Source organism: Brevibacillus sp. (assembly GCF_003521185.1).
GTDB classification, from domain to species: domain Bacteria; phylum Bacillota; class Bacilli; order Brevibacillales; family Brevibacillaceae; genus Brevibacillus; species Brevibacillus parabrevis.
Genome location: NZ_DOTK01000014.1, coordinates 13,324 through 33,530, shown reverse-complemented (window position 1 = coordinate 33,530; position 20,207 = coordinate 13,324). Strand labels below are relative to the sequence as shown.

Annotated in this window: 21 protein-coding genes and 1 pseudogene; 16 read left to right on the top strand and 6 right to left on the bottom strand. The window is 52.2% G+C overall.

Annotated features, from left to right (window positions below):
- Window positions 1-18 precede the first annotated feature (18 nt).
- The 4 genes from serA to DEP07_RS03825 all read right to left on the bottom strand — a co-directional run bounded on the left by serA (window position 19) and on the right by DEP07_RS03825 (window position 4,657).
- Complete coding sequence (gene serA / locus DEP07_RS03840; protein ID WP_122963613.1) at window positions 19-1,602, bottom strand: phosphoglycerate dehydrogenase; 1,584 nt, start codon at window positions 1,600-1,602, stop codon at window positions 19-21.
- Complete coding sequence (locus DEP07_RS03835; protein ID WP_274875232.1) at window positions 1,595-2,749, bottom strand: pyridoxal-phosphate-dependent aminotransferase family protein; 1,155 nt, start codon at window positions 2,747-2,749, stop codon at window positions 1,595-1,597. The genes serA and DEP07_RS03835 overlap by 8 nt, the downstream gene beginning before the upstream one ends.
- Before the next feature lie 680 nt (window positions 2,750-3,429).
- On the bottom strand, window positions 3,430-3,636 hold the full coding sequence (locus DEP07_RS03830; protein ID WP_031305339.1) for a ferredoxin: 207 nt from the start codon (window positions 3,634-3,636) through the stop codon (window positions 3,430-3,432).
- 103 nt (window positions 3,637-3,739) lie between these two features.
- Complete coding sequence (locus DEP07_RS03825; protein WP_122963611.1) at window positions 3,740-4,657, bottom strand: hypothetical protein; 918 nt, start codon at window positions 4,655-4,657, stop codon at window positions 3,740-3,742.
- An 87-nt stretch (window positions 4,658-4,744) separates the two neighbouring features.
- On the opposite strand from DEP07_RS03825, the gene DEP07_RS03820 reads away from it, so the two are divergent.
- The 7 genes from DEP07_RS03820 to DEP07_RS03790 all read left to right on the top strand — a co-directional run bounded on the left by DEP07_RS03820 (window position 4,745) and on the right by DEP07_RS03790 (window position 11,078).
- Complete coding sequence (locus DEP07_RS03820) at window positions 4,745-5,863, top strand: helix-turn-helix domain-containing protein (protein WP_173595796.1); 1,119 nt, start codon at window positions 4,745-4,747, stop codon at window positions 5,861-5,863.
- Window positions 5,856-7,364, top strand: a complete 1,509-nt coding sequence (locus DEP07_RS03815; protein ID WP_281868422.1) for a RecQ family ATP-dependent DNA helicase — start codon at window positions 5,856-5,858, stop codon at window positions 7,362-7,364. The genes DEP07_RS03820 and DEP07_RS03815 overlap by 8 nt, the downstream gene beginning before the upstream one ends.
- An 18-nt stretch (window positions 7,365-7,382) precedes the next feature.
- Window positions 7,383-7,964: a CPBP family intramembrane glutamic endopeptidase gene (locus DEP07_RS03810; protein ID WP_173598787.1), complete on the top strand. Its 582-nt coding sequence runs from the start codon at window positions 7,383-7,385 to the stop codon at window positions 7,962-7,964.
- A complete protein-coding gene (locus DEP07_RS03805; RefSeq protein WP_122963607.1) occupies window positions 7,961-8,668 on the top strand; it encodes a LysM peptidoglycan-binding domain-containing protein in 708 nt (235 codons plus the stop codon). Before DEP07_RS03810 ends, DEP07_RS03805 begins: the two co-directional genes overlap by 4 nt.
- Window positions 8,669-8,728: 60 nt before the next feature.
- On the top strand, window positions 8,729-9,640 hold the full coding sequence (locus DEP07_RS03800) for an NAD(P)/FAD-dependent oxidoreductase (protein WP_280648303.1): 912 nt from the start codon (window positions 8,729-8,731) through the stop codon (window positions 9,638-9,640).
- A gap of 184 nt (window positions 9,641-9,824) precedes the next feature.
- Entirely contained in the window at window positions 9,825-10,190 is a 366-nt protein-coding gene (locus DEP07_RS03795) for a hypothetical protein (protein WP_173595800.1), read from the top strand.
- 288 nt (window positions 10,191-10,478) lie between these two features.
- Window positions 10,479-11,078, top strand: a complete 600-nt coding sequence (locus DEP07_RS03790; RefSeq protein WP_122963604.1) for a genetic competence negative regulator — start codon at window positions 10,479-10,481, stop codon at window positions 11,076-11,078.
- Between the two features lie 80 nt (window positions 11,079-11,158).
- On the opposite strand, the gene DEP07_RS03785 is transcribed toward DEP07_RS03790, so the two are convergent.
- On the bottom strand, window positions 11,159-11,911 hold the full coding sequence (locus tag DEP07_RS03785; RefSeq protein ID WP_173595801.1) for a PIG-L deacetylase family protein: 753 nt from the start codon (window positions 11,909-11,911) through the stop codon (window positions 11,159-11,161).
- A gap of 313 nt (window positions 11,912-12,224) precedes the next feature.
- On the opposite strand from DEP07_RS03785, the gene DEP07_RS03780 reads away from it, so the two are divergent.
- Window positions 12,225-13,514, top strand: a complete 1,290-nt coding sequence (locus DEP07_RS03780) for a Glu/Leu/Phe/Val family dehydrogenase (protein ID WP_063226919.1) — start codon at window positions 12,225-12,227, stop codon at window positions 13,512-13,514.
- Window positions 13,515-13,659: 145 nt separating this feature from the next.
- Here the strand turns inward: DEP07_RS03780 and DEP07_RS03775 are convergent, their stop codons facing one another.
- Window positions 13,660-14,631, bottom strand: a complete 972-nt coding sequence (locus DEP07_RS03775; RefSeq protein WP_122963602.1) for an asparaginase — start codon at window positions 14,629-14,631, stop codon at window positions 13,660-13,662.
- 82 nt (window positions 14,632-14,713) lie between these two features.
- On the opposite strand from DEP07_RS03775, the gene prsW reads away from it, so the two are divergent.
- From prsW to DEP07_RS03735, 8 genes and pseudogenes are all read left to right on the top strand, one after another.
- On the top strand, window positions 14,714-15,388 hold the full coding sequence (gene prsW / locus DEP07_RS03770; protein WP_063226921.1) for a glutamic-type intramembrane protease PrsW: 675 nt from the start codon (window positions 14,714-14,716) through the stop codon (window positions 15,386-15,388).
- A 21-nt stretch (window positions 15,389-15,409) separates the two neighbouring features.
- Window positions 15,410-15,568, top strand: coding sequence for a hypothetical protein (locus tag DEP07_RS03765; protein WP_005831362.1), 159 nt, complete (start codon window positions 15,410-15,412; stop codon window positions 15,566-15,568).
- A gap of 95 nt (window positions 15,569-15,663) precedes the next feature.
- Window positions 15,664-16,261: pseudogene (locus DEP07_RS03760) on the top strand (cell wall hydrolase).
- Between the two features lie 35 nt (window positions 16,262-16,296).
- Complete coding sequence (ypeB, locus tag DEP07_RS03755) at window positions 16,297-17,664, top strand: germination protein YpeB (RefSeq protein WP_122963600.1); 1,368 nt, start codon at window positions 16,297-16,299, stop codon at window positions 17,662-17,664.
- Window positions 17,665-17,777: 113 nt separating this feature from the next.
- A complete protein-coding gene (locus tag DEP07_RS03750; protein ID WP_122963599.1) occupies window positions 17,778-18,464 on the top strand; it encodes a flagellar brake protein in 687 nt (228 codons plus the stop codon).
- 26 nt (window positions 18,465-18,490) lie between these two features.
- On the top strand, window positions 18,491-18,673 hold the full coding sequence (locus DEP07_RS03745) for a hypothetical protein (RefSeq protein WP_122963598.1): 183 nt from the start codon (window positions 18,491-18,493) through the stop codon (window positions 18,671-18,673).
- Window positions 18,674-18,860: 187 nt separating this feature from the next.
- On the top strand, window positions 18,861-19,532 hold the full coding sequence (gene cmk, locus DEP07_RS03740; protein WP_063226926.1) for a (d)CMP kinase: 672 nt from the start codon (window positions 18,861-18,863) through the stop codon (window positions 19,530-19,532).
- Window positions 19,529-20,122 (top strand): lysophospholipid acyltransferase family protein, encoded by a 594-nt coding sequence (locus tag DEP07_RS03735; protein ID WP_063226927.1) that lies wholly within the window; start codon window positions 19,529-19,531, stop codon window positions 20,120-20,122. Before cmk ends, DEP07_RS03735 begins: the two co-directional genes overlap by 4 nt.
- Window positions 20,123-20,207 lie beyond the last annotated feature (85 nt).

Here is a 20,207-nt window from a genome sequence, read left to right as displayed (position 1 = left end):
AAAGGGGAGGGCCCCTGTCTACAGTTCGATTTGCGTAACGCTTTTCACTTCAGCCAGCTCGCCCATCGTGTCGAGCAGCTCAGGCGTAAGCGGCTTGTCAACGGAAAGCATCATAATCGCGTCTCCGCCAATGTCGCGGCGGCCCACTTGCATCGTTGCGATGTTCACGCTGTTTTCGCCCAAAATGGAACCGACGCGTCCGATTACACCAGGGCGGTCGTTGTGGTGAATGTAGAGCAAGTAGCCTTCTGGAGCCACGTCGATCGCAAAGTCGTCGATTTTGACGATGCGCGCGCCGTATCCGTTGAGGCGCGTACCAGCAACGGTGCGAGTTTCCTGCGTCGTTTTCAGGCTGACGGTCAGCAGGTTGGTAAAGCCTTTGTTTTGCGCCGTTTTTTGCTCCGTAACGGTGATGTCTCGGACTTTTGCCAGAAGCGGTGCATTCACGTAGTTTGCAACCTCGCCCAGACGGAAGGACAAAACGCCTTTCAAGACGGTGCGGGTCAGCGGCGAAGTATCCACATCGGTCAGCTCGCCGCTGTACTTGATCGCGACCTCGGAGATCGAGCCAACCGTGACTTGTGCGAGGAAATGCCCCAGCTTTTCGCCCAGTTGGAAGTACGGTTGCACCTTTTCCATGACGTGCGCAGGGATGGACGGCAAGTTCACCGCGTTTTTGAACGGCTCGCCGCGCAGCACCTTCAAGATTTCTTCGGACACATCGACCGCCACGTTTTCTTGCGCTTCGACTGTCGATGCTCCCAGGTGAGGAGTGGTAACGACTTGCGGCAAACCTACGAGCGGGTTGTCTACTGGCGGCTCTTCCTCAAACACGTCCAGGGCGGCTCCGGCAACTTTGCCGCTTGTGATCGCTTCGTACAGCGCCTTTTCGTCGATGATCCCGCCGCGTGCGCAGTTGATCAGGCGGACGCCTTCTTTCATTTTGGCAAATTCGCGCGTGCTGATGATGTGGCGGGTTTCTTTTGTCAATGGGGTATGCACCGTGATGAAATCTGCTTGACGGCAAATGTCATCGACAGTGGCATGGATGACGCCCATTTTTTGCGCGCGTTCCTCGGTCATGAACGGGTCGAAGCCCATGACGCTCATGCCGAATGCTTTGGCGCGCTTGGCAACTTCAGAACCGATCCGGCCCATTCCGACTACGCCGAGCACTTTTTTGTTCAGCTCGACCCCTTGGAAGCTTTTGCGATCCCATGTTCCGTCCACGAGTTTTTTGTGTGCTTGCGGGATGTTGCGGGCGACTGCCATCAGCATGGCAAAGGAATGCTCCGCCGTAGAAATCGTATTGCCGTCCGGGGCATTGATGACCGGAATACCAGCTTGCGTAGCTGCGGCGATATCGATGTTGTCTACGCCGACCCCGGCGCGTCCTACCGCCTTCAAATTTTTTCCGGCCTGGAGAACTTCCGCTGTCACTTGTGTCTGGCTGCGGACGAGCAAAGCGTCGTAATCGCCGATGATTTCCAAAAGCTCGGCAGGGGAGAGGCTGGTTTTGCGGACGACTTCCACGTCCTCGGCGTCCAGCAATTGTTGAATACCAAATTCGCTAAGTGGGTCAGTAATCAGAACTTTATACATGTGCGATGAGCACCTCCTGGGCAGCTTTGACACCGGCACCCAGCTCGACTGGGGCACCGATTTGGTGAAGCGACATTTCAATGGCAGAGATCACTTGCAGAACGTCGAGCGGTTCGCAGTAGCCCATGTGTCCGATGCGGAAAATTTTCCCCTTCATGTGCTGTTGTCCGCCAGCGATGGTGATGTTGTACTGCTTCGTCAATACTTTGCGCAGCGCCTCCGCGTCAAAAGCGCCTTGTGGGTCGCAGGAGGTGACGGTGGCAGCGGCATAGGCGTCTTCGGCCATCAGGTTGACGTTCAGTGCGCGCATGGCAGCGCGGGTCATGTCGCGCATCAGCTCGTGGCGCTTGATGATTGCAGGCAGCCCTTCCTCATCGAGTATATCGAGTACCTCGGCCAGACCAAAAATCAGGGAAACGGCCGGAGTGTACGGTGTTGTCTGATCGGCGAGGCTTTTCCGGTACGCTTTCAGGTCGAGGTAGAAAGCGAGCGGCTTGTTTGCCTCAATGACTTTCCAGGCTCGTTCGCTTGCAGCGAGGAAGGCGAGACCTGTCGGCAGCATGAACGCTTTTTGCGAGCCCGTTACGAGGATGTCGACGCCCCAGGCATCCATTTCGCAAGCCACTGCGCCCAGGCAGCTGACTGCATCTACGATAAACAGGGCATCGGAATGAGTGCGGATCGTTTTCGCCAGCTCGGCAATCGGATTTTGCACCCCGGTAGAAGTCTCACAGTACGTTGCGAAAACAGCTTTTACTTGCGGCTTTTCTTTGAGAAAAGCTTCGACCAGCTCCGGTGTAACAGCTTCGCCCCACGGTACTTCCAGGCGGTGGGCAATCACGCCGTAACGCTCGCATATTTTCGCAAAGCGTTCGCCGAAAGCGCCGCTGATGAGCACGGCAGCTTCATCTCCGGGTTGCAGCGTGTTGACCACGCCTGTCTCCAGCGCGCTGGTTCCGCTGCCTGCGAGGATGTACACGTCTTGGGTCGTGCCGAAATAAGGTTTCAGTCTTTCCGCCGTGCGTGCGAACAGAGCAGAGAATTTGCCGCTGCGGTGTCCAATCATCGGCTGGCTCATCGCCAACTGCACGCGAGGGGGGATGGGGGTAGGGCCTGGAATGCGCAAAATCAATTTGTCAGTGAACATGTCTCTCTCCTCCTAAATAAATCAATAAAAAAACCTCCCGTTCTCACACTGCTCCTATTACAGAACAGTGAGGGACGAGAGGCTTGCTTCGCGGTGCCACCCTCATTCGCTCTTCTTTTCTCAAAAAAGAGCCTTGGCAGGTACATGACCTGTAGAGATAACGGATCTACCGTTCGCGCCTACTTGTGACGACTTCATCGCCTGTTCGACGCAGCAGCTCAGAAGTGCTTATCTGTGGAAGAAACCGCCGATTCGCAGCAATTCATCGGCTCTCTGAGGATTTCTTTGGCACAGCATTTCTTCGTCATCGCTGTTGGTGATGTGGTGTTTCCTAAGATTTGTACTTAAGATATCACGGCAAAATGACAGCGTCAAGCAGAAAAACAAGAAAAAATGAACGATGCCAAGAAAAATAGATTTATCGTTCGTGAATATTAGTTGATTGGAGTGTAGTTAATGGACAAAAACAACCTAAAACCGAACGTTAGGATATTAGTCTCACAAAAAATGGGAAAAACGCGCGAGAATGTTCGGTTTTTCTGCATGATTTTATCTTACCGAAAAATCAAAAAATAAGAAACGGGAAAATGCCGACTGTCCGTTCAGAATGGCGGAGTAGTGGAAAAAAACTGAAAAACCTCTTACATACAAAGTACGTAAGAGGTTTGGTTGCTGGAATACTATTCCACTTTGATAGAATCGGTCGGGCATCCTTCTGCAGCGTCGCGAACGTCGTCTTGAAGGATATCCGGGATTTCAACGCTGTTTGCGTTGTCATCCAACTTGTTGAACGCAAGGCCCTCGTCGTCGTAATCAAAGACGTCAGGAGCCGTGGCGCCACAAGCACCGCAAGCAATACAAGTGTCTTTATCTACCCATGTAGTCATCGTGGTTTCACCTCCCGTTGCGAAGTGGTACGTCCACTATCATAGACCATTGTATGCTCTTGTTCACAAGATTTCAAGATTGAATCAGTCTAAAAATGTACGACTACTTGTAAAGCGGAATTTCAGGGGTACTTAGGACAGAATAAAGCTTGCCATTCAACTTTTTGAAATCACCAGCATGGACAGCATCTGTTGCGTTCAAAACCTTCACTGCCGCGGCCACGTCCTTGATTCCCAGCGTTTGCGACTCAGTAGAGGCCAGGAGCAGATCCAGACGCGCGGTCAAGTCTTCCGGATTGTAGCTGCCCCATTGTTTGTTCGCCGACATAAACAAAGCAGCCAGATAGGTCCGGTAGTGGAACGGATACTGCTTCCACTGTTCCACAGAAACGGTCGCAGGCGCTGCTTTTGGCATCGGCTTTTTCTCGACGTAGGCCGATTCCCAGGCAGCAACCGAATGGTAGACCATTTCTTGGGCCGTCAGCCAGCTGTTTTGGGCAAGCGTCAAGCCGGAAGCGATGACGGCAGGCGTTGAGGCATTACTATTCTGAGCGGATCGGATATTCTCCATACTATCCAAATAAGCCCGTACACTGTTCGTAAATTGCGTGTGGGCTTGTGCCAGCAGTGGGGAGGTCGGGAGCGGCACGGTTTTGTCCAGGTCTTTGATCGTCTGATCGGCTTGTTTCTCCAATTGCTTGAGCGCATCCGTGCGCGCTTTTTGATCGAGGCTGCCCCAGTTCGCCATCGTTTCGAAATGCGCCTGCTTCAGTTCAAGCACGGGAGCGTAAACCGCATAATAAAACCGGATGAAGTCCTGTTCACTGTAAAGCTTTTGTTCGCGCAGCATCTTTTCCTTTTCGGCTTCTTTTTGTTTGGCTTCCATAGCTGCCGCTTGCTCGGCCTCAATGGATGTCTTCATATAATGTGCGCCGAAAAAAAATCCACCAACGGTACATGCAAGTGTTATGATGATCATGTACGCCATCATAAATTCTGACTTTTTCAATCGTTTTGTCATAAAGAAATCCTCCAAATCCAATCCAGTGAAAAGTGTGCAGTCGTTAGGGCCGCAAAAAGAATAAAAGAACAATAGCAAGGAGTACACATGAACAGTCAAAACAGTGTGGCAGAGGAACGAGAGCTTTTATGCGCTGTCGCTCTGAATGCGATGCTTCCTCTGGCGAACGAAAGAACGCTTCAGGCAGCTTACTACATCCTTCGCGGCAGAAAAGCAAACCAGACTCTTCAGGATGTGCATTTGTACAACCTTTATCCGTATTATCGGATGTTTCCCGGTTTTTCAAAAGAGGATTGGGATAAAATTGTTGCAACTTTGTTTCAAAACGACTATTTGCAACCGTGCGAAGGGGAGGGACCAAGTCCCAAACCGACGTTTTTGGTCACGGCGAACGGACGCCAGTTTGCCGAGCATGCTTATGAGAAGTACGGTTTTGCTGTCTGGTTCGCGCCGTTTACCCGCTTTGATTTGGCAGCCCGCATCGAATCGTTCTGGCAGCGGCTGCACTTGCTTGTGCAAACTGTATCGCAATTGCTTGGAAAAGATCTTGGATTCGTGCCGGTCGTGATGGACAAGTCCGTCCAGCAGTGGGTAAAAGAGCAGGTCGGGCCAGCGAGGTTGCGGGAAGCATGGGAAGCGGGGCTGTCAGAGGAGCTTTTCCGCCTGTGGGAGCCGTTGCAGCCGCAAGTGCAGGAATTGTTGGTCGCTCAGCTATCTGGCGTCTCGCAAGTGGGGAAGACGCTCGGACAGCTGGCGAAGCAAAAGCAATCGTCCAAAGTGTATCTCACGCTGCTGTTTCGGTACGGGCTGGCTGCCTCCATTTTGCGACTGAGCGAGGAGAAGCAGGCATTTCCCCTGCTTTCACGGCTCGTCGTCCAGGAAAACAAGCTCGATCCACGGCTGAGCGACAGCGCGGCCCGCACGTATGCTTTGGTCCAGCGAGGAATACACAAAGCAGAGATTGCTGCGCAAAGACAAGTGAAAGAGAGCACCGTCGAGGATCATTTGGTGGAGATCGCCTTGCGCTGCCCGGAGTGGGACGCTGCGGATTACTTGTCTTCGGAAACGCGCGCGGCGATTATGGCCGCCAGCGAGCAGCTGCAAACGAGCAGACTCAGACTCATCAAGGATCGTGTCGGCCCGACTGTCAGTTACTTGCAAATTCGGCTGGCTTTGGCCCGCAGGCAGGAGGAGTCGAATGAATAACGAATGGCAGCAGCAGTTGCAACAGCATTTTGGCTACGGGGAATTTCGACCCGGTCAAGAGTCGATCATAAAGAGGGTGCTGGCGGGAAAAAGCGTGCTTGGCCTGATGGCAACGGGCGGCGGAAAATCGGTGACCTATCAGCTTCCCGCGTTGTTGTTGCCGGGTATCACGGTGGTCGTTTCCCCGTTGATCTCGCTGATGGTCGATCAGGTGCAGCAGCTGCGAACGAAAAGAAAAATTCCGGCTGCCTATCTGAACAGCACACAGGAAGCGGCAGAAGCGCGGGAAGTGCTGCAAAAGATCGCGTCCGGCCAGTGCAAGCTGTTGTATATCTCGCCGGAAAAGCTGCAACAGCCGTATGTCCAGCAAGCGCTCAAACGCGCCACTGTCTCCCTTTTTGCCATCGATGAAGCCCACTGCATCTCTGCGTGGGGCCATGATTTTCGCACGGACTACTTGCGCTTGCCTGATACGGTCAAACAACTGGGGAACCCTCCCGTTTTGGCGGTGACCGCGACAGCTACCACTGCGGTACGTGAGGAAATTTGCTCCCTGTTTGGCATTGACCGGGAAAATGTAGTGGTGCAAACGCTCAATCGCGCCAACATTGCCTACGATTTGGCGGAAGTCGGCGGCGAGAGCGAGCGCCGCCAGCTGACTTTTGATCTGATTGACCAGCTTGCGGGGCCGGGGATCGTCTATTGCAGCACGCGCCAGGCGGTAGAGGTGCTCGTGGCAGCTTACCAGCTCGAAGGAAAACGGCACGTAGACGGCTACCACGGCGGCATGAACAGTATGGAGCGAATGCTGATCCAGACGCAGTTTCTGGCGGGAGAGCTGGATGTCATCATCGCCACGAACGCTTTTGGCATGGGCATTGACAAGCCGGACATCCGCTATGTCATTCACTACCAGCTGCCAGCCAGCTTGGAGGCGTATTCGCAGGAAATCGGCAGGATCGGGCGGGATGGTCAGCCTGGCTATGCGATGCTGCTTTACTCCCAGGACGATATCCACCTTCATCAGTACATGCTGGACAAAGAATATCCCACACCCGCGCAGATTCAGCAGTTTTGCCAACTTTACGGTGCGGGAGCGCCTCCCGATCCAAAAGCACTGGCTTCGATTGACATGTCTGAGGAAATGGCAGCGATGCTCACGTTTTATACCGAAAGAGCACTGGGCAAGGCGCAGGTGAGCACGACGACGGAAATGGCGAATCCTGTGCAGGACATTTGGCAGGAGACGGAAAAACGCAAAGCGGTCAAACAGAAAAAGTTGGCTGAGATGAGATCGTACGTACTGACGGATCGTTGTCTGCGCAAGCATTTGAATCAATACTTCGGGGAATCCGACCTCGGCTTTACCCGCTTTTGTTGCTCGCGCTGCGGCTTGCAGCGGGAAAGCTACGAAGGCAGACAGACAGCGCTTTTGCAAAGAGAAGTACAAAACAGTTGGAACTTGCGGCAGGCGTTGGACATGCTTTTGCCGAAAAAATAAGAAGGAGAGATTACGCAAGTGAAAGAAAGTGGGCTAGAGGTGGATGAAGCCACGCTGCGCATGAATCTGTGGCTGACGCAAGGATTGGTCTTGGCAGCAGCGGCGATAAGCAGCTTCTGGGTCCACGGGTGGAAAGGCACGCTCGGCCTGTTCAGCTTTCAAGGCTGGCCGGGAATAGGGATTGCGTGCTGTGTAGCAGTAGGCATCGTCGTGCTTAACCTGGTCATGGAGATTTTTTTACCCAAGCGCTGGCAGGACGATGGCAGCTTGAACGAGAAGATTTTTGGAGCCATGTCTCCGGGCATGACCGTCATGATCTGTGTGATCGTCGGATTTGCTGAGGAGTGGCTGTTTCGCGGCGTGATCCAACCGTTTGCGGGAAATGGCTGGACGAGCTTTCTTTTTACGCTCGTGCATGTGCGCTATTTGAAAAAGCCGCTCCTGATCGTAAGCGTATTTGGCACTAGCTGGCTGTTGGGGATGCTGATGGAGCAGCAAATGTCTTTATGGCCGCCGATTGTCGCCCATATTGTCATTGATGTTTCGCTGGCGTTTTATTTGCAAAGGACACTCAAAAAGGCAAAGGGGGAGGAAGAGTGAATCTGGAAATGAACCAATTGCCGCCTCGACGCTCCCGGCATAATCGGACAAAAACGTCGTCGGTACGGTTTAAAACATGGGTCAAATCAGGACTCTTCGTATTCGGGATTTTGTTTTTCGGATTGATTGGCTTTGAACTGTATAAAGCGAACGTTGCCCGCAGCACAGAAGGAAACACGGAAGCCGTAGAGACACAAGCGGTTAGCGAGAGCGACGAGACGGTGGCGAAGGCGGAAAGCACTCCAACTACATCAGAGAGCGAACCGACTTCGGTTGTTCTTCCGGCTACGCCTGCCGAGACATCAGCAGCAGCCGAGCAAAAAGGGACAGAGGAAGCGACCAGCAAGCCTGCTCCTGCCCCTGTGGAGCCAACTTCGGGCGTTTCTGCCACCCCTGCTCCGGTCACTCCGATCGCGAGCAGCACTCCGGCAACCACTCCCAAAAAGGAAAACAAGCCCGTTCAGACGCAAGCCAAGCCACCAGCGGCGCCCGCGACGGCAACTCCTGTGCAGAAGCCGGCAGAGACGGCGCAAAAACCGCGAGTCGTCAAGCATGTCGTGCAAAAAGGCGAGACGCTGTTCATGTTGTCTCGCAAGTACTTCGGCAACAATTCCAACGTTTCGCGCATCGCTAGATATAACGGCTTTCATACGCAGGCACAGCTTGTAGAAGGAAAAGTCGTGCTTGTCCCGCTCGCTCCGTAATGGTTTCGGAGCGCAGCGGTTATGCTAATGGCAAACCGTTGGAGCAGTGGGGGACTTGCGATGTACGATACCATCATTGTAGGCGGCGGAATTGCAGGACTCCAGACGGCAATTCAGCTCGCCAGAAGCTTGCGGCGCGTAGTCGTGATCGATGCGCCGGGAGGACGATCAGCAGTCGCCAAAGCCTACCGGAACATCCTCGGATTTTCCGAAGGGGTCAGTGGCGATTTTTTTCGTCAGGAAGGGCAAAAGCACGCGGCCCGGTTTGGTGCCGAGTTCATCGTGGATGAGGTTACGGACCTTTCAGTTGCTGCGAATGGAGAGTTTTTCGTGACAGTCAAGGGTCAGGCCAATAAACTGCGGGCGAAAACGCTGGTCATGGCAACGGGAATGGCCGATCCTTTCCCGGCAATTGCCGAGCTGCGCGACTGTCTTGGGCTATCGGTATTCATTTGCCCGGATTGTGACGGCTATGAATGTGTCGAGCAAACAACAGCGGTCATCGGCGATGGCAAGCACGCTGTCCAGATGGCCGAGGAGCTGTCGTATTACACGCGCAGTCTGCTCGTGATCAACCATGGGGGCAGCGCGGTCAGCGACCAGGAGCATGCCATCCTCAACCGTCTGAAGATCGCCTACCATGAAGCGCGGGTCGAACAGTTGGTGCAAGCCGATGGCCTTCTGCAAACTGTGCAGCTTGCTTCCGGCGAAAAGCTGGCTGTGTCACGGGCGTTTTTGGCCTTTCCTGGTGCGACGGCCAAGGCCGGACTGTTGCAAGCCTTTTCTGTACATATCGATGAAAAAGGCCACGTAAGAACGAACCCGCGCACAAAGGAGACGGATCATCCCAACGTTTGGGCAGTCGGGGACATCGCTTGCCACTCCCAGCAGGTTGCAATCGCCATGGGAGACGGCGCGCAGGCTGCTATCTGGATTCACAAGCGGCTGCGCGAACAGGAAAACAAGGCGTGAAGCGGACGCAGAAAGACAAACGGCAAAGCGAAGGGGCAACAGGAGAGCGAAAAAGGATTGCGCGAGAACAAACGCCCAAGCATGCGGCGTTTTTTTCTGTTCGGACTAGGCGCGCCCGGAACCCGAACGAGCGGGATTCAATATATATGGGGGGAAGATAAAAATCGGGAGGCTTCGAAAAATCATGCTGGTCATGGGGAGGAGCTTGTTCGTCGGACTTCTGGCATGGCTATTGGGAAGTGCTGCCCAGCAGGTTTTTCCTGCGAAACATTTGCATGCAGAGCGAATCGGGGATTGGGTGTCGATGTTTCTGTTTTCGCCTGTGGAGATCATTCTGTCCGCGCTTTTGTTCATCGGAGCTACTGCCTTGCTGTTCGGGCTGTTGCATTTTCACATCAGCCAGTACCTGTACGGCCGCATGCTGCAAACGGGCTGGCTCCATGGACCGTTATGCTTCTTCTCCTTTTTTGTCCTGCTGATCCAATTTGTCAAAATGCCCGTTCCCACCTTCCTGGCGGCCACAGTCGCGCTCATGATTGGATGGCGATAACGCGAGCAGCTTTTCCTGGGAAAGCGCAGGAAATGACAGGCTGCTACAAAGTTTGCTTTTCAAACGTCCGAATCGACACGTGTGTGCGAAAGTGCACGAAGAGCCGCGTAGAGTGTCAGGTGGCTATGTTCCCGCTACTAAATGTGATATGATAGGACTACCCCGGATTTTCCCAAATGCGAAAAAAATGGTTGAATGCAGCGCAGGCATTCGTCGGAAAATGCGGAGAACTCTTACAGGCTCAGCATCATATTTTGTAGTACGACTGGATGGCGAGGAGGGACAGTCATGCGTGTTGAACGCCTTGGTCAAGACAAAATACGAATCTTTTTAACGTTTGACGACCTAACAGAGCGCGGGATAGAAAAAGAAGACATGTGGCGTGACATTCCTAAAGTTCATGAACTGTTCAACGACATGATGGAGCAGGCTTATCACGAGTTAGGGTTTGAAGTGTCAGGGCCTGTTGCAGTTGAAGTGTTCGCCTTGCCAGCTCAGGGTATGGTCGTGATCGTTACTCGCGGCAAAACAGGCTCAAAGGACGGAAAAGAAGAAGAATTCGAGGACGAGGAAGTATATGAATTAGAAGTCACCCTAGAGGAAAGCGATCTAATCATTTACGCCTTCCGTGACTTTGAGCATATGGTTGAAGCTGCCCACCGTATCAATGCTTTGCTGACCAATGGAGGGGCGGCCTACTTCTACCAGGGGAAATATCATCTGGTGTTAGAAGAGGTGGAATTGGATCAGGAGCGATACCACAAATTGATTGCGATTCTCTCTGAGTACGGGGAAGCGACGCCGACAACGATTTATGTCCTGGAAGAATACGGCAAGGTTGTCGTTGCCGACGATGCTGTCAAGGAAATATGCAGACATTTCACGTGAGACGCAAGGAAATGGTGAAGTGCCTGGGAGAATAAACAGCACCTAGTGGCTACTAGGTGCTTTTGCTGTCTCGATTATTTTCAGACGCCCATGCCTTCGAACAAGTCGGCTTCTTTTTTGTCAGCGGAAACGGAATAGCTAGGCAGATTGTGCCAGGCCAAAATGTAGTGGTTGCTTGGCGGAACCGCGTCAAATCCGCCGGAAGGAACACCCGGGAAGACGCGCTCTACCGAGAGGTGCTGCGTTTTGTGCGCACGCAGGGCGGCTGCCACTTGCGGTTTGTACTCGGGAGCGTTGATGATGGTAGTAATGTTCTCGATCGGATCGGAAAACGGCGGCTCGATCGCTCCGAACGGTCCATTGGAAGGGCGTGTCGCGTAGTAGAGCTTGCGCACGCTCGTCTCAGCACCCAACGTCTGGACAGCCTTGGTTGTGGCTTGGGAAATCGCCTGATGGTCCGGGTGTCCCGAGATGCCATGCGGGGCAAACGTAACGAGGACAGCAGGCTGCAATACCTCGATCGCTTGATGAATGCGCTTGACCAGCTCGTCGACGGGCACTGTATTCAACAGCTTATCCTGATAATCCCACAGCTCCACGCTCGCAAGTCCGAGAAGGGAAGCAGCCTCTCGCAATTCCTGCTCGCGGTATGCGGGCAATTGTTCGATGGAGCAAAGCGGGGGATTGCCTGGCTTGCCAGCTTGGCCTCTCGTAGCGCAAAGCAAGTGGCACTCTGCCTTGTTTTCCTGGGTGTATTTGGAAATCGTAATGCCGGACGCGAAGGTTTCGTCGTCTGGATGAGCGTAAACGAACAAAATGTTATTTTTTTTCATAAAAACGCCTCCATGAATAAACTTCCAGAATTACTGTTTCCATTATGACATAAATCGATGGGTTCGGTAATGAAAGTGTGCACTTTGGGAACACTACAACGACCAAGCAGTGTGCGTTTTTAGGGACAGGAAGCCGCGTCCGGGCCATTCGTTTGCTGATACAAGCGGCTGGTAAATAGTTGTATTTATATGCAGGCAAACAGAAGAAAACGTTTTCGAAATGGAAAAAAAACTTTTTTTCGCTTCTCATACCTGATACAAGCGTGTATACTAAAGGCTGCATTGACCGATAACATTTTTGAGGTGGTAAGTAATGGGTAATCAAGACGTGGTAACCGAAAGCACCGAAGGGAAAGAAAAGCAAGAAACATTGAACTTGCTGCACTCGACTCAAACGGTGATCAAGGAAGCACTGGATAAACTAGGTTACCAAGAATCGATGTTTGAACTCTTGAAGGAGCCGCTACGCGTTTTGACCGTACGCATTCCGGTTCGCATGGATAACGGCGAAGTAAAGGTGTTTACGGGCTATCGTGCTCAGCACAACGATGCAGTTGGTCCGACCAAGGGGGGCATTCGTTTCCACCCGGAAGTTACTGAGGATGAAGTTAAAGCACTTTCTATCTGGATGAGCCTCAAAGCCGGTATCGTCGACCTGCCATATGGCGGTGGTAAAGGCGGTATCATTTGCGACCCGCGTGAAATGTCCTTCCGTGAACTGGAAAGACTGAGCCGCGGTTACGTTCGCGCAATCAGCCAACTTGTGGGTCCAACGAAAGACATTCCGGCTCCGGACGTCTTCACGAACTCGCAAATCATGGCATGGATGATGGACGAATATAGCCGTATCCGTGAATTTGACTCGCCTGGTTTCATTACCGGTAAACCGATTGCACTTGGTGGTTCGCATGGACGTGAAACAGCAACAGCCAAAGGGGTTACCATTTGCATTCGCGAAGCAGCAAAACGCCGCAACATCGATGTAAAAGGTGCACGCGTTGTCGTTCAAGGTTTTGGTAACGCTGGTAGCTACCTGGCGAAATTCATGCACGATGCAGGAGCAAAAGTAGTAGGTATCTCCGATGCTTACGGCGCTCTGCATGATCCAAACGGTTTGGATATCGACTATTTGCTCGATCGTCGCGATTCCTTCGGTACCGTAACGAAGTTGTTCAACAACACCATCACGAACAAAGAGCTGCTTGAACTGGATTGCGACATTCTCGTACCAGCGGCTATCGAAAACCAAATCACTGCTGCAAACGCTCACAACATCAAGGCGCAAATCGTCGTAGAAGCGGCTAACGGCCCGACTACACTCGAAGCAACCAAGATTTTGACTGAGCGCGGCATTCTGCTTGTACCAGACGTACTGGCAAGTGCTGGTGGTGTAACCGTTTCTTACTTCGAGTGGGTACAGAACAACCAAGGTTACTACTGGAGCGAAGAAGAAGTAGAAGAGAAATTGGAAAAAGTAATGGTTCGCTCGTTTGAAAGTGTTTATTCCCTGTCGCAAACGCGCCGTGTGGACATGCGCCTTTCCGCTTACATGGTCGGTGCACGCAAAATGGCAGAAGCTTCTCGCTTCCGCGGCTGGGTTTAATCAAACAAACGACCCTCCATATATTGAGAAGAAACAGGCTTCGCCTCATGTGGGCGAAGCCTTTGTTTTTTGGTTGAACAAAAGCGGAAAAGCAATGAAAACCCCCTCCTTGTCGAAGCAAAGAGGGGGTTTGTTCATTTCATTTTTATTGATCAAACAACTTTTGCAGTTCCTGGAAGTCGCGCGTCGTCTGCAAGGTGACGATCAGCTTGAGGCGAGCTTTTTGACCATTCAGACCGTTAGAGAAAATAATGCCCATTTCTTTCAGCTTGCGGCCGCCGCCTTCGTAGTCGTAAATGTCCTGAACTTGTCCATTGTAGCAGCGGGACACGAGAACGATCGGGATTCCGCGATCCAGCAGTTGCTGCAGCGTCGGGATGATCGCTGGCGGCAGATTGCCGAGACCGAATGCTTCGATGACCAATCCGTCAATCGGTTGCTCCAGCAAAAATTGCAGCCAAGCTGGCTCCATGCCGGCAACGGCCTTGATCAGCGGCACATTCGCATCGGCGTGGGTGATGTTGTAATGCTCGCGATCCAATGGAGCGTGATGATACTGCACGCTTTTTTTCGCGATTGTTCCGATCGGGCCGTATTGCGGCGATTGGAATGTGGCGACGTTGCTCGTATGGGTTTTCGTCACATGGCAAGCGGCGTGGATTTCATCGTTGAACACGACAATCACGCCTTTGTTCAGACTGGCTGGATCAGCGGCAGCGCGAACGGAGGAAATCAGATTGACCGGACCGTCAGCGCCAAGCTCGTTGCTGCTGCGCATAGCCCCGGTAACAACGATCGGAACATTGACGGAAAGCGTCAGGTCAAGGAAATACGCTGTCTCTTCCAATGTATCGGTTCCGTGCGTGATGACGACCCCATCATACTGCTCCTGGCGAAATTCTTCTTCGATTTGCAGACGCAAGTCGTTCATGATCTTGGGAGTCATGTGCGGGCTTGGCAAATTCAGTACGTTTTTCATGGTGACGTCCGCGTAACGCTCTAAAAAAGGAAGGATTTTGTTTACAGCTTGGTCATCCAGCGGTTTGACGCCTTCTGTGTCATCTACGGACATGGCGATCGTGCCACCAGTATTGACTACCAATATTTTTTTTGTCATGATCTCTCTCCTGTAGCGGGTTTTCATCAACCATTATTCATGGTACGATGAATAACAGCCTTGTGTAAAGGAGCAATAAAAGATGATCGCAATGATCGGCGCGGCAATTGCCCCCGGTATCGCCATCATGAGTTATTTTTACCTGCGTGACAGTCTCGAACCGGAACCGATTTCCATGGTTATCCGGTCGTTTATCTTTGGGATGCTGCTGGTGATTCCGATTATGGTACTCCAGTACATCATGCAGAATGAATGGAACTGGCGGAGCGGAATTGTCGCGGAAATCATCCAGTCCGCTGTAGTAGAAGAGTTTTTCAAATGGATGGTCATCTTTTTCACAGTCTACAAGCATGTGGAATTTGATGAGCCTTACGATGGAATTGTGTATGCAGTCGCCGTGTCGCTCGGTTTTGCCACTTTGGAAAACTTGTTTTATTTGATCATCAACGGGATGAATATTGCCTTCTGGCGCGCCTTTTTGCCTGTCTCCAGCCACGCGCTTTTCGCTGTATGGATGGGCTATTATTTGGGGCGGGCCAAGTTCTCGCAAAACAGCAAGCAGGAAAAAACGTTTCTCTGGCTGTCCATCGTCCTGCCGATTGGACTTCACGCTTTGTACAACGCCATTTTTCTTTCGATCCAAAACTGGCTGGTAGTCATCGTGCCATTCATGCTGATCCTTTGGTGGCAAGGCTTGAAAAAGGTGCAGCGCGCTCATGAATACGGTTCTAAAAATCTTTCTTCGCGTCCACAATAGACGTTAAGGAGGAGACGAGACGTGCTGAAATCCGAACGAGCAAAAGTGACCATTCAATGCAATGTATGTGGAGAAAAATTTACCCTCCGCGGTCGCAGGGAACCAGGCGGGCAAGTGGAAACGGGATTCAAGCAATGCCTGTGCGACAACGACCAGCATTTTCGCATTGACGAATCGTAAAAAACAAATAGCAAGCCAGACAAAAAGACCGATGCCAAGCGTATCGGTCTTTTTGTGCTGGAAGCCTCTGGATTGGCGATTCCTCTCGCATTTTCATGCATAATCCATTCTTCCTCCACTAACACTATGCAAAGATTTCAATTCATGCCAAGGAGGACTTATGCCGTGCAAAAAATCTGGATCGCAGGTGTGCTGATCTTGTTCGTGGTGGCAGGCTTTTGCGGGTACGAGATTTTCTCCAATGAAAACAGCGCGGTGGCCGCACGCGGGACACAGATGGCAGCACCGGCAAAGCAAAGCCAGACAAAGTCCAAAGCGAGCTTTCATCCTTCGCGGATATCGGAGAACGACCTCAAGCTGATGGCGAATGCCGTGTACGGAGAGGCCAGAGGAGAACCGTTTGAAGGCCAGGTGGCGATTGCTGCCGTCATTTTAAACCGCGTCAAAAGCCCGTCCTTTCCCGATACGCCATCGGCTGTCATTTTTGAGCCGCGAGCATTCACGGCAGTGGCGGACGGGCAAATCTGGCTGGCCCCGAACGAGAGTGCGCGCAAGGCTGTCAAAAATGCATTGAACGGGTGGGACCCATCGGGAGGCTGCACCTACTACTTCAACCCGGTAACAGCGACGTCCAAATGGATTTGGAGCAGGCCGCAAGTCAAAAAAATCGGGAAGCATATTTTTTGCAGGTAAAGGCTTTTCAATCAGAATAGAAGGAGTGGCAAGGGATGGTATATGGAGCAACGGCGCGCGTCTTGTTACCCATAGCCTTGGTTGCCTTGGTAGGCGCGGGGATGTGGGGGTACCAGGAGCACAACGAAAAAAACTCGGTTTTGATCAAAGCGGAAAACTCGTATCAGCGGGCTTTTCACGACTTGACTTACCATATCGACAAATTGCATGACGAACTGGGCAAGTCATTGGTCGTCAATTCCCGCCGGCAAATGACGCCGACCTTGACCAACGTCTGGCGTCTAGCCTACGCAGCCCAATCGGATGTGGGCCAGCTTCCGCTTACGTTGATGCCTTTCAGCAACACAGAGGAGATGCTTTCGCGTGTAGCCGATTTCTCTTACCGGGTTGCTGTGCGCGATTTGGACAAGGAGCCGCTTAGCGACAAGGAGTACGGCACCTTGAAAAGTTTGCATAAACAAGCCCAGGACATTCAGGACCAGCTTCGCAACGTCCAGGCCAATGTCATCGACAAGCAACTGCGCTGGATGGACGTAGAGACGGCGCTCGCGTCAGACGACAAGAAGTCGGACAACACAATCGTAGACGGATTCCAGACGATCGAGAAAAAAGTGCAGGAGTTTCCGGATTTGGACTGGGGAGTGGGCATCCAGAGCCTGGACAAGAAAAAACAGCAACGAATCCAAGGAATTGACGGCAAGCCCGCCACCGCTGAGGATGCGAAGAAAAGCGCACTGGAATTTTTGCGCATCAACGCGTCTGACGCCAAGGTGGAAGTCGACGAGAACGGAAAAGGACAAACGTACACAGCTTACAGTGTCCGCGTCATTCCGAACGGACAGAAAGCGGCGATCAACCTCGATGTGACCAAACGCGGCGGCAAAGTCGTCTGGATGATGAACGAGCGTGAGATCGGGGAAGAAAAACTCGATATGAAGCAAGCGCAAGAGAGAGGCGAAGAGTTTTTGCGCAAGCATGGCTTCGGGGATATGGTTGTTTCCGAGATCGACAGCTATGACCGCAATGCGCTGTTCACGTTTGTGCCCGTCCAGGATGGCGTGCGCATCTATCCGGATTCCGTGACGATTGAGATCGCGCTGGACAACGGAGAAGTGACCGCATTCAACTCTACGGAATACTTGTTCAATCACAAACAACGCCTGTTGTCCAAGCCGCGTCTGTCCAAAGAAGAGGCGCGCAAAAAAGTAAATCCGAGCGTGAAAGTCACCAGCGAGCGGCTGGCTTTGATCGAAGGGAAAAATGACGGCAAAGAAGTTTTGACCTGGGAGCTGACGGGCAGCTTTGAAGGAAATTCATACATGGTGTACATCAACGCCATGAACGGCGACGAGGAAGAAGTCGTGAAAATGGAGACTGGCACAGACCGGGAGAATCAGCAATAAGCGCGGAAAAATGCAAGGGGAAAGCTGAATTTGACGGCTTTCCCTATTTGCTGATTCGAAAGAAAAGAGTATATAATGAGGGGGTGAGAGGGAAAAGGAGGAACATTTGCTATATGATGCTTCCACGAGTAGGACAAACCATACGACTTCACTTCACGGGTTCCTCTGAAGAAGAAACAGAGTTGGATGCTTTCAAAAGCCGCGTCACCGACTTGACAGAAGAGGTAGCTTCTATCGAATTGCCGACCAGTGAAAACACGGGAAGAACCGGGGTATTTCGGCCCGGCACAAGCTGCCTGGTCTGGTACGTAGGAGAGGACGGCTCTCGCTATGAGTTCCATACCTCCATCGTCGGCAGAGAAAGCGCGCATATCCCGGTGCTGTTGTTGCAATTGCCGAATAAAGAGGAGATTGTGCGCACACAACGGCGCAATTACTTGCGTATCGAAACGACGCTGGACATCGCTGTAAAGCATCAGGACCCGATGCGGCGCTATCATTTTTTGGCGCGAACGATCGACATCAGCGGTGGCGGTCTGTCTTTCAGCTGCGACGAGTCCTATCGTTTGCGGGAAAAGGATTTGCTCCAGGTCTGGATATCGCTGCCTAGCCGAACTGGCCAGGTGCAGCATGCATTTGCCGAACTGGAGGTCGTCAGACAAAAGGCGCCGGAAGAGAAGGGCTTGCATCAGTGGATATCAGGGAAGTTTACGAATATCAGTGAACAGGATCGGGTAAAAGTGGTTAGGGCGTGTTACGAAAGACAGCTAGAGCTTCGCAAAAAAGGCGTCGAGGATTGACGCTTTGCCAAAAGGAAGTGACCCCATTGACCAGTCAGTACGACGAGCGTTTTCGCCGATTTTCCAGACGGGTAGAGAAAGGCATCATGATTGGAATTGTGGCCTGCGCCATCGCGCTGACAGCCGGGGAAATCCTGATACAATACGTTCCTGCTCGCGCTTTTCTGATCGAGACAGAACGCTTGGAAGGCGTGTCAGACAAGCCCTAAAGGTTTGCGCATGCTTCCATACTATGGTACTATTATAGATAACATAGAAAACGGCAACGATCGTTTTCGTAGACCGTTTACGGTCATATGTGTGTTTTTCTCCACATGAATGGGAACAGGCTTCGGGCAGAAGCTTTTCTTGTTTTACTCCCTTTCTGAACTACTGTACATAGCAGGTGAGAAGTGAATGAACATAGCAATTGATGGACCTGCGGGAGCAGGGAAAAGCACCGTCGCACAGAAGGTGGCAGGGCAACTGGAATACGTCTATATCGACACGGGTGCCATGTACCGTGCTCTTGCCTGGGGCGTTTCCCACGAGCAGCTTCCGATCAGCGACGAGTCCGCAGTTTCTGCGCTTTTGAAAAACAACAAGATTGGGCTGGTGCGCCAAGCTGGTCGCCAACGCGTGTTCTGGAATGACATCGACGTAACAGATCAGATTCGTTCCACAGAGGTCAGCCAGTACGCCTCTATTGTAGCGAGCTACGGTCCTGTTCGCGAACAAATGCTGGTACTGCAGAGACAGCTCGCCGAACAAGGGAATGTGGTCATGGACGGCAGAGATATCGGAACACATGTCCTGCCTGATGCCGAGGTGAAAATTTTTCTGACAGCTTCCAGTCGTGAACGAGCAGAGAGACGATGGAAAGAACTGCGTGAAAAAGGAACCGAGACAGACCTTGCCGAGCTGGAAAAAGAAATCGAGGAGCGGGATCGTCGGGATACACAGCGAGAGGTGGCACCGTTGCGCCAGGCGGAAGATGCCGTTTTGGTGGATACAACAGGCATGTCGATTGAGCAGGTGGTTGATCACATCTTGCAAATCTGCGAGCGAACGGGAGAGTCTGCCAAGTGACCTATTACCGTTTATTCCGCGGAATATTCCGCATCATATTTTCGCTTGTCTATCGTTGGCAAGTGATTGGGCGTGAACATATACCTAAGGAAGGCCCGGTGATTTTGTGTGCCAACCACATTTCGCTCTGGGACCCGCCTTTGCTCGGGTCCGGAATTGAACGACAGGTACATTTCATGGCCAAGGAAGAGCTTTTTAAAATCCCGGTATTATCTTTTCTAATCACGAAGTTCGGCGCTTTTCCCGTCAAGAGGGGCGCGGGTGATCGGGCGGCAATCCGCACGACGCTCAAATTGCTCGAAGATGGAAAAATCTTTGGAATTTTCCCTGAGGGAACCCGCAGCAAAACGGGTGAACCGGGAGAAGCGATGTCAGGCGTAGCGATGTTTGCGCTCAAATCGCAAGCCGCGGTCATTCCGGTGGCGATTGTCGGGCCGTATCGCGCTTTTCGTCCGATCAAGATCGTCTACGGAAAGCCGATTGATCTCGCCAGCCTGCGCGAAGCGAAAAGCAGCGCTGAAGTGCTGAAAGAGACGAGCGACCTGATCATGACCCACATCAAAGAATTGCGGAGCCAGCATCTTCCCTAAGTCCGGTATAGAATTGACAAAGGGACGAATACTACATTTGCTGGAACTTACTGGCTATGTCAGTGCTAACTGCCAGCCTTCGGGC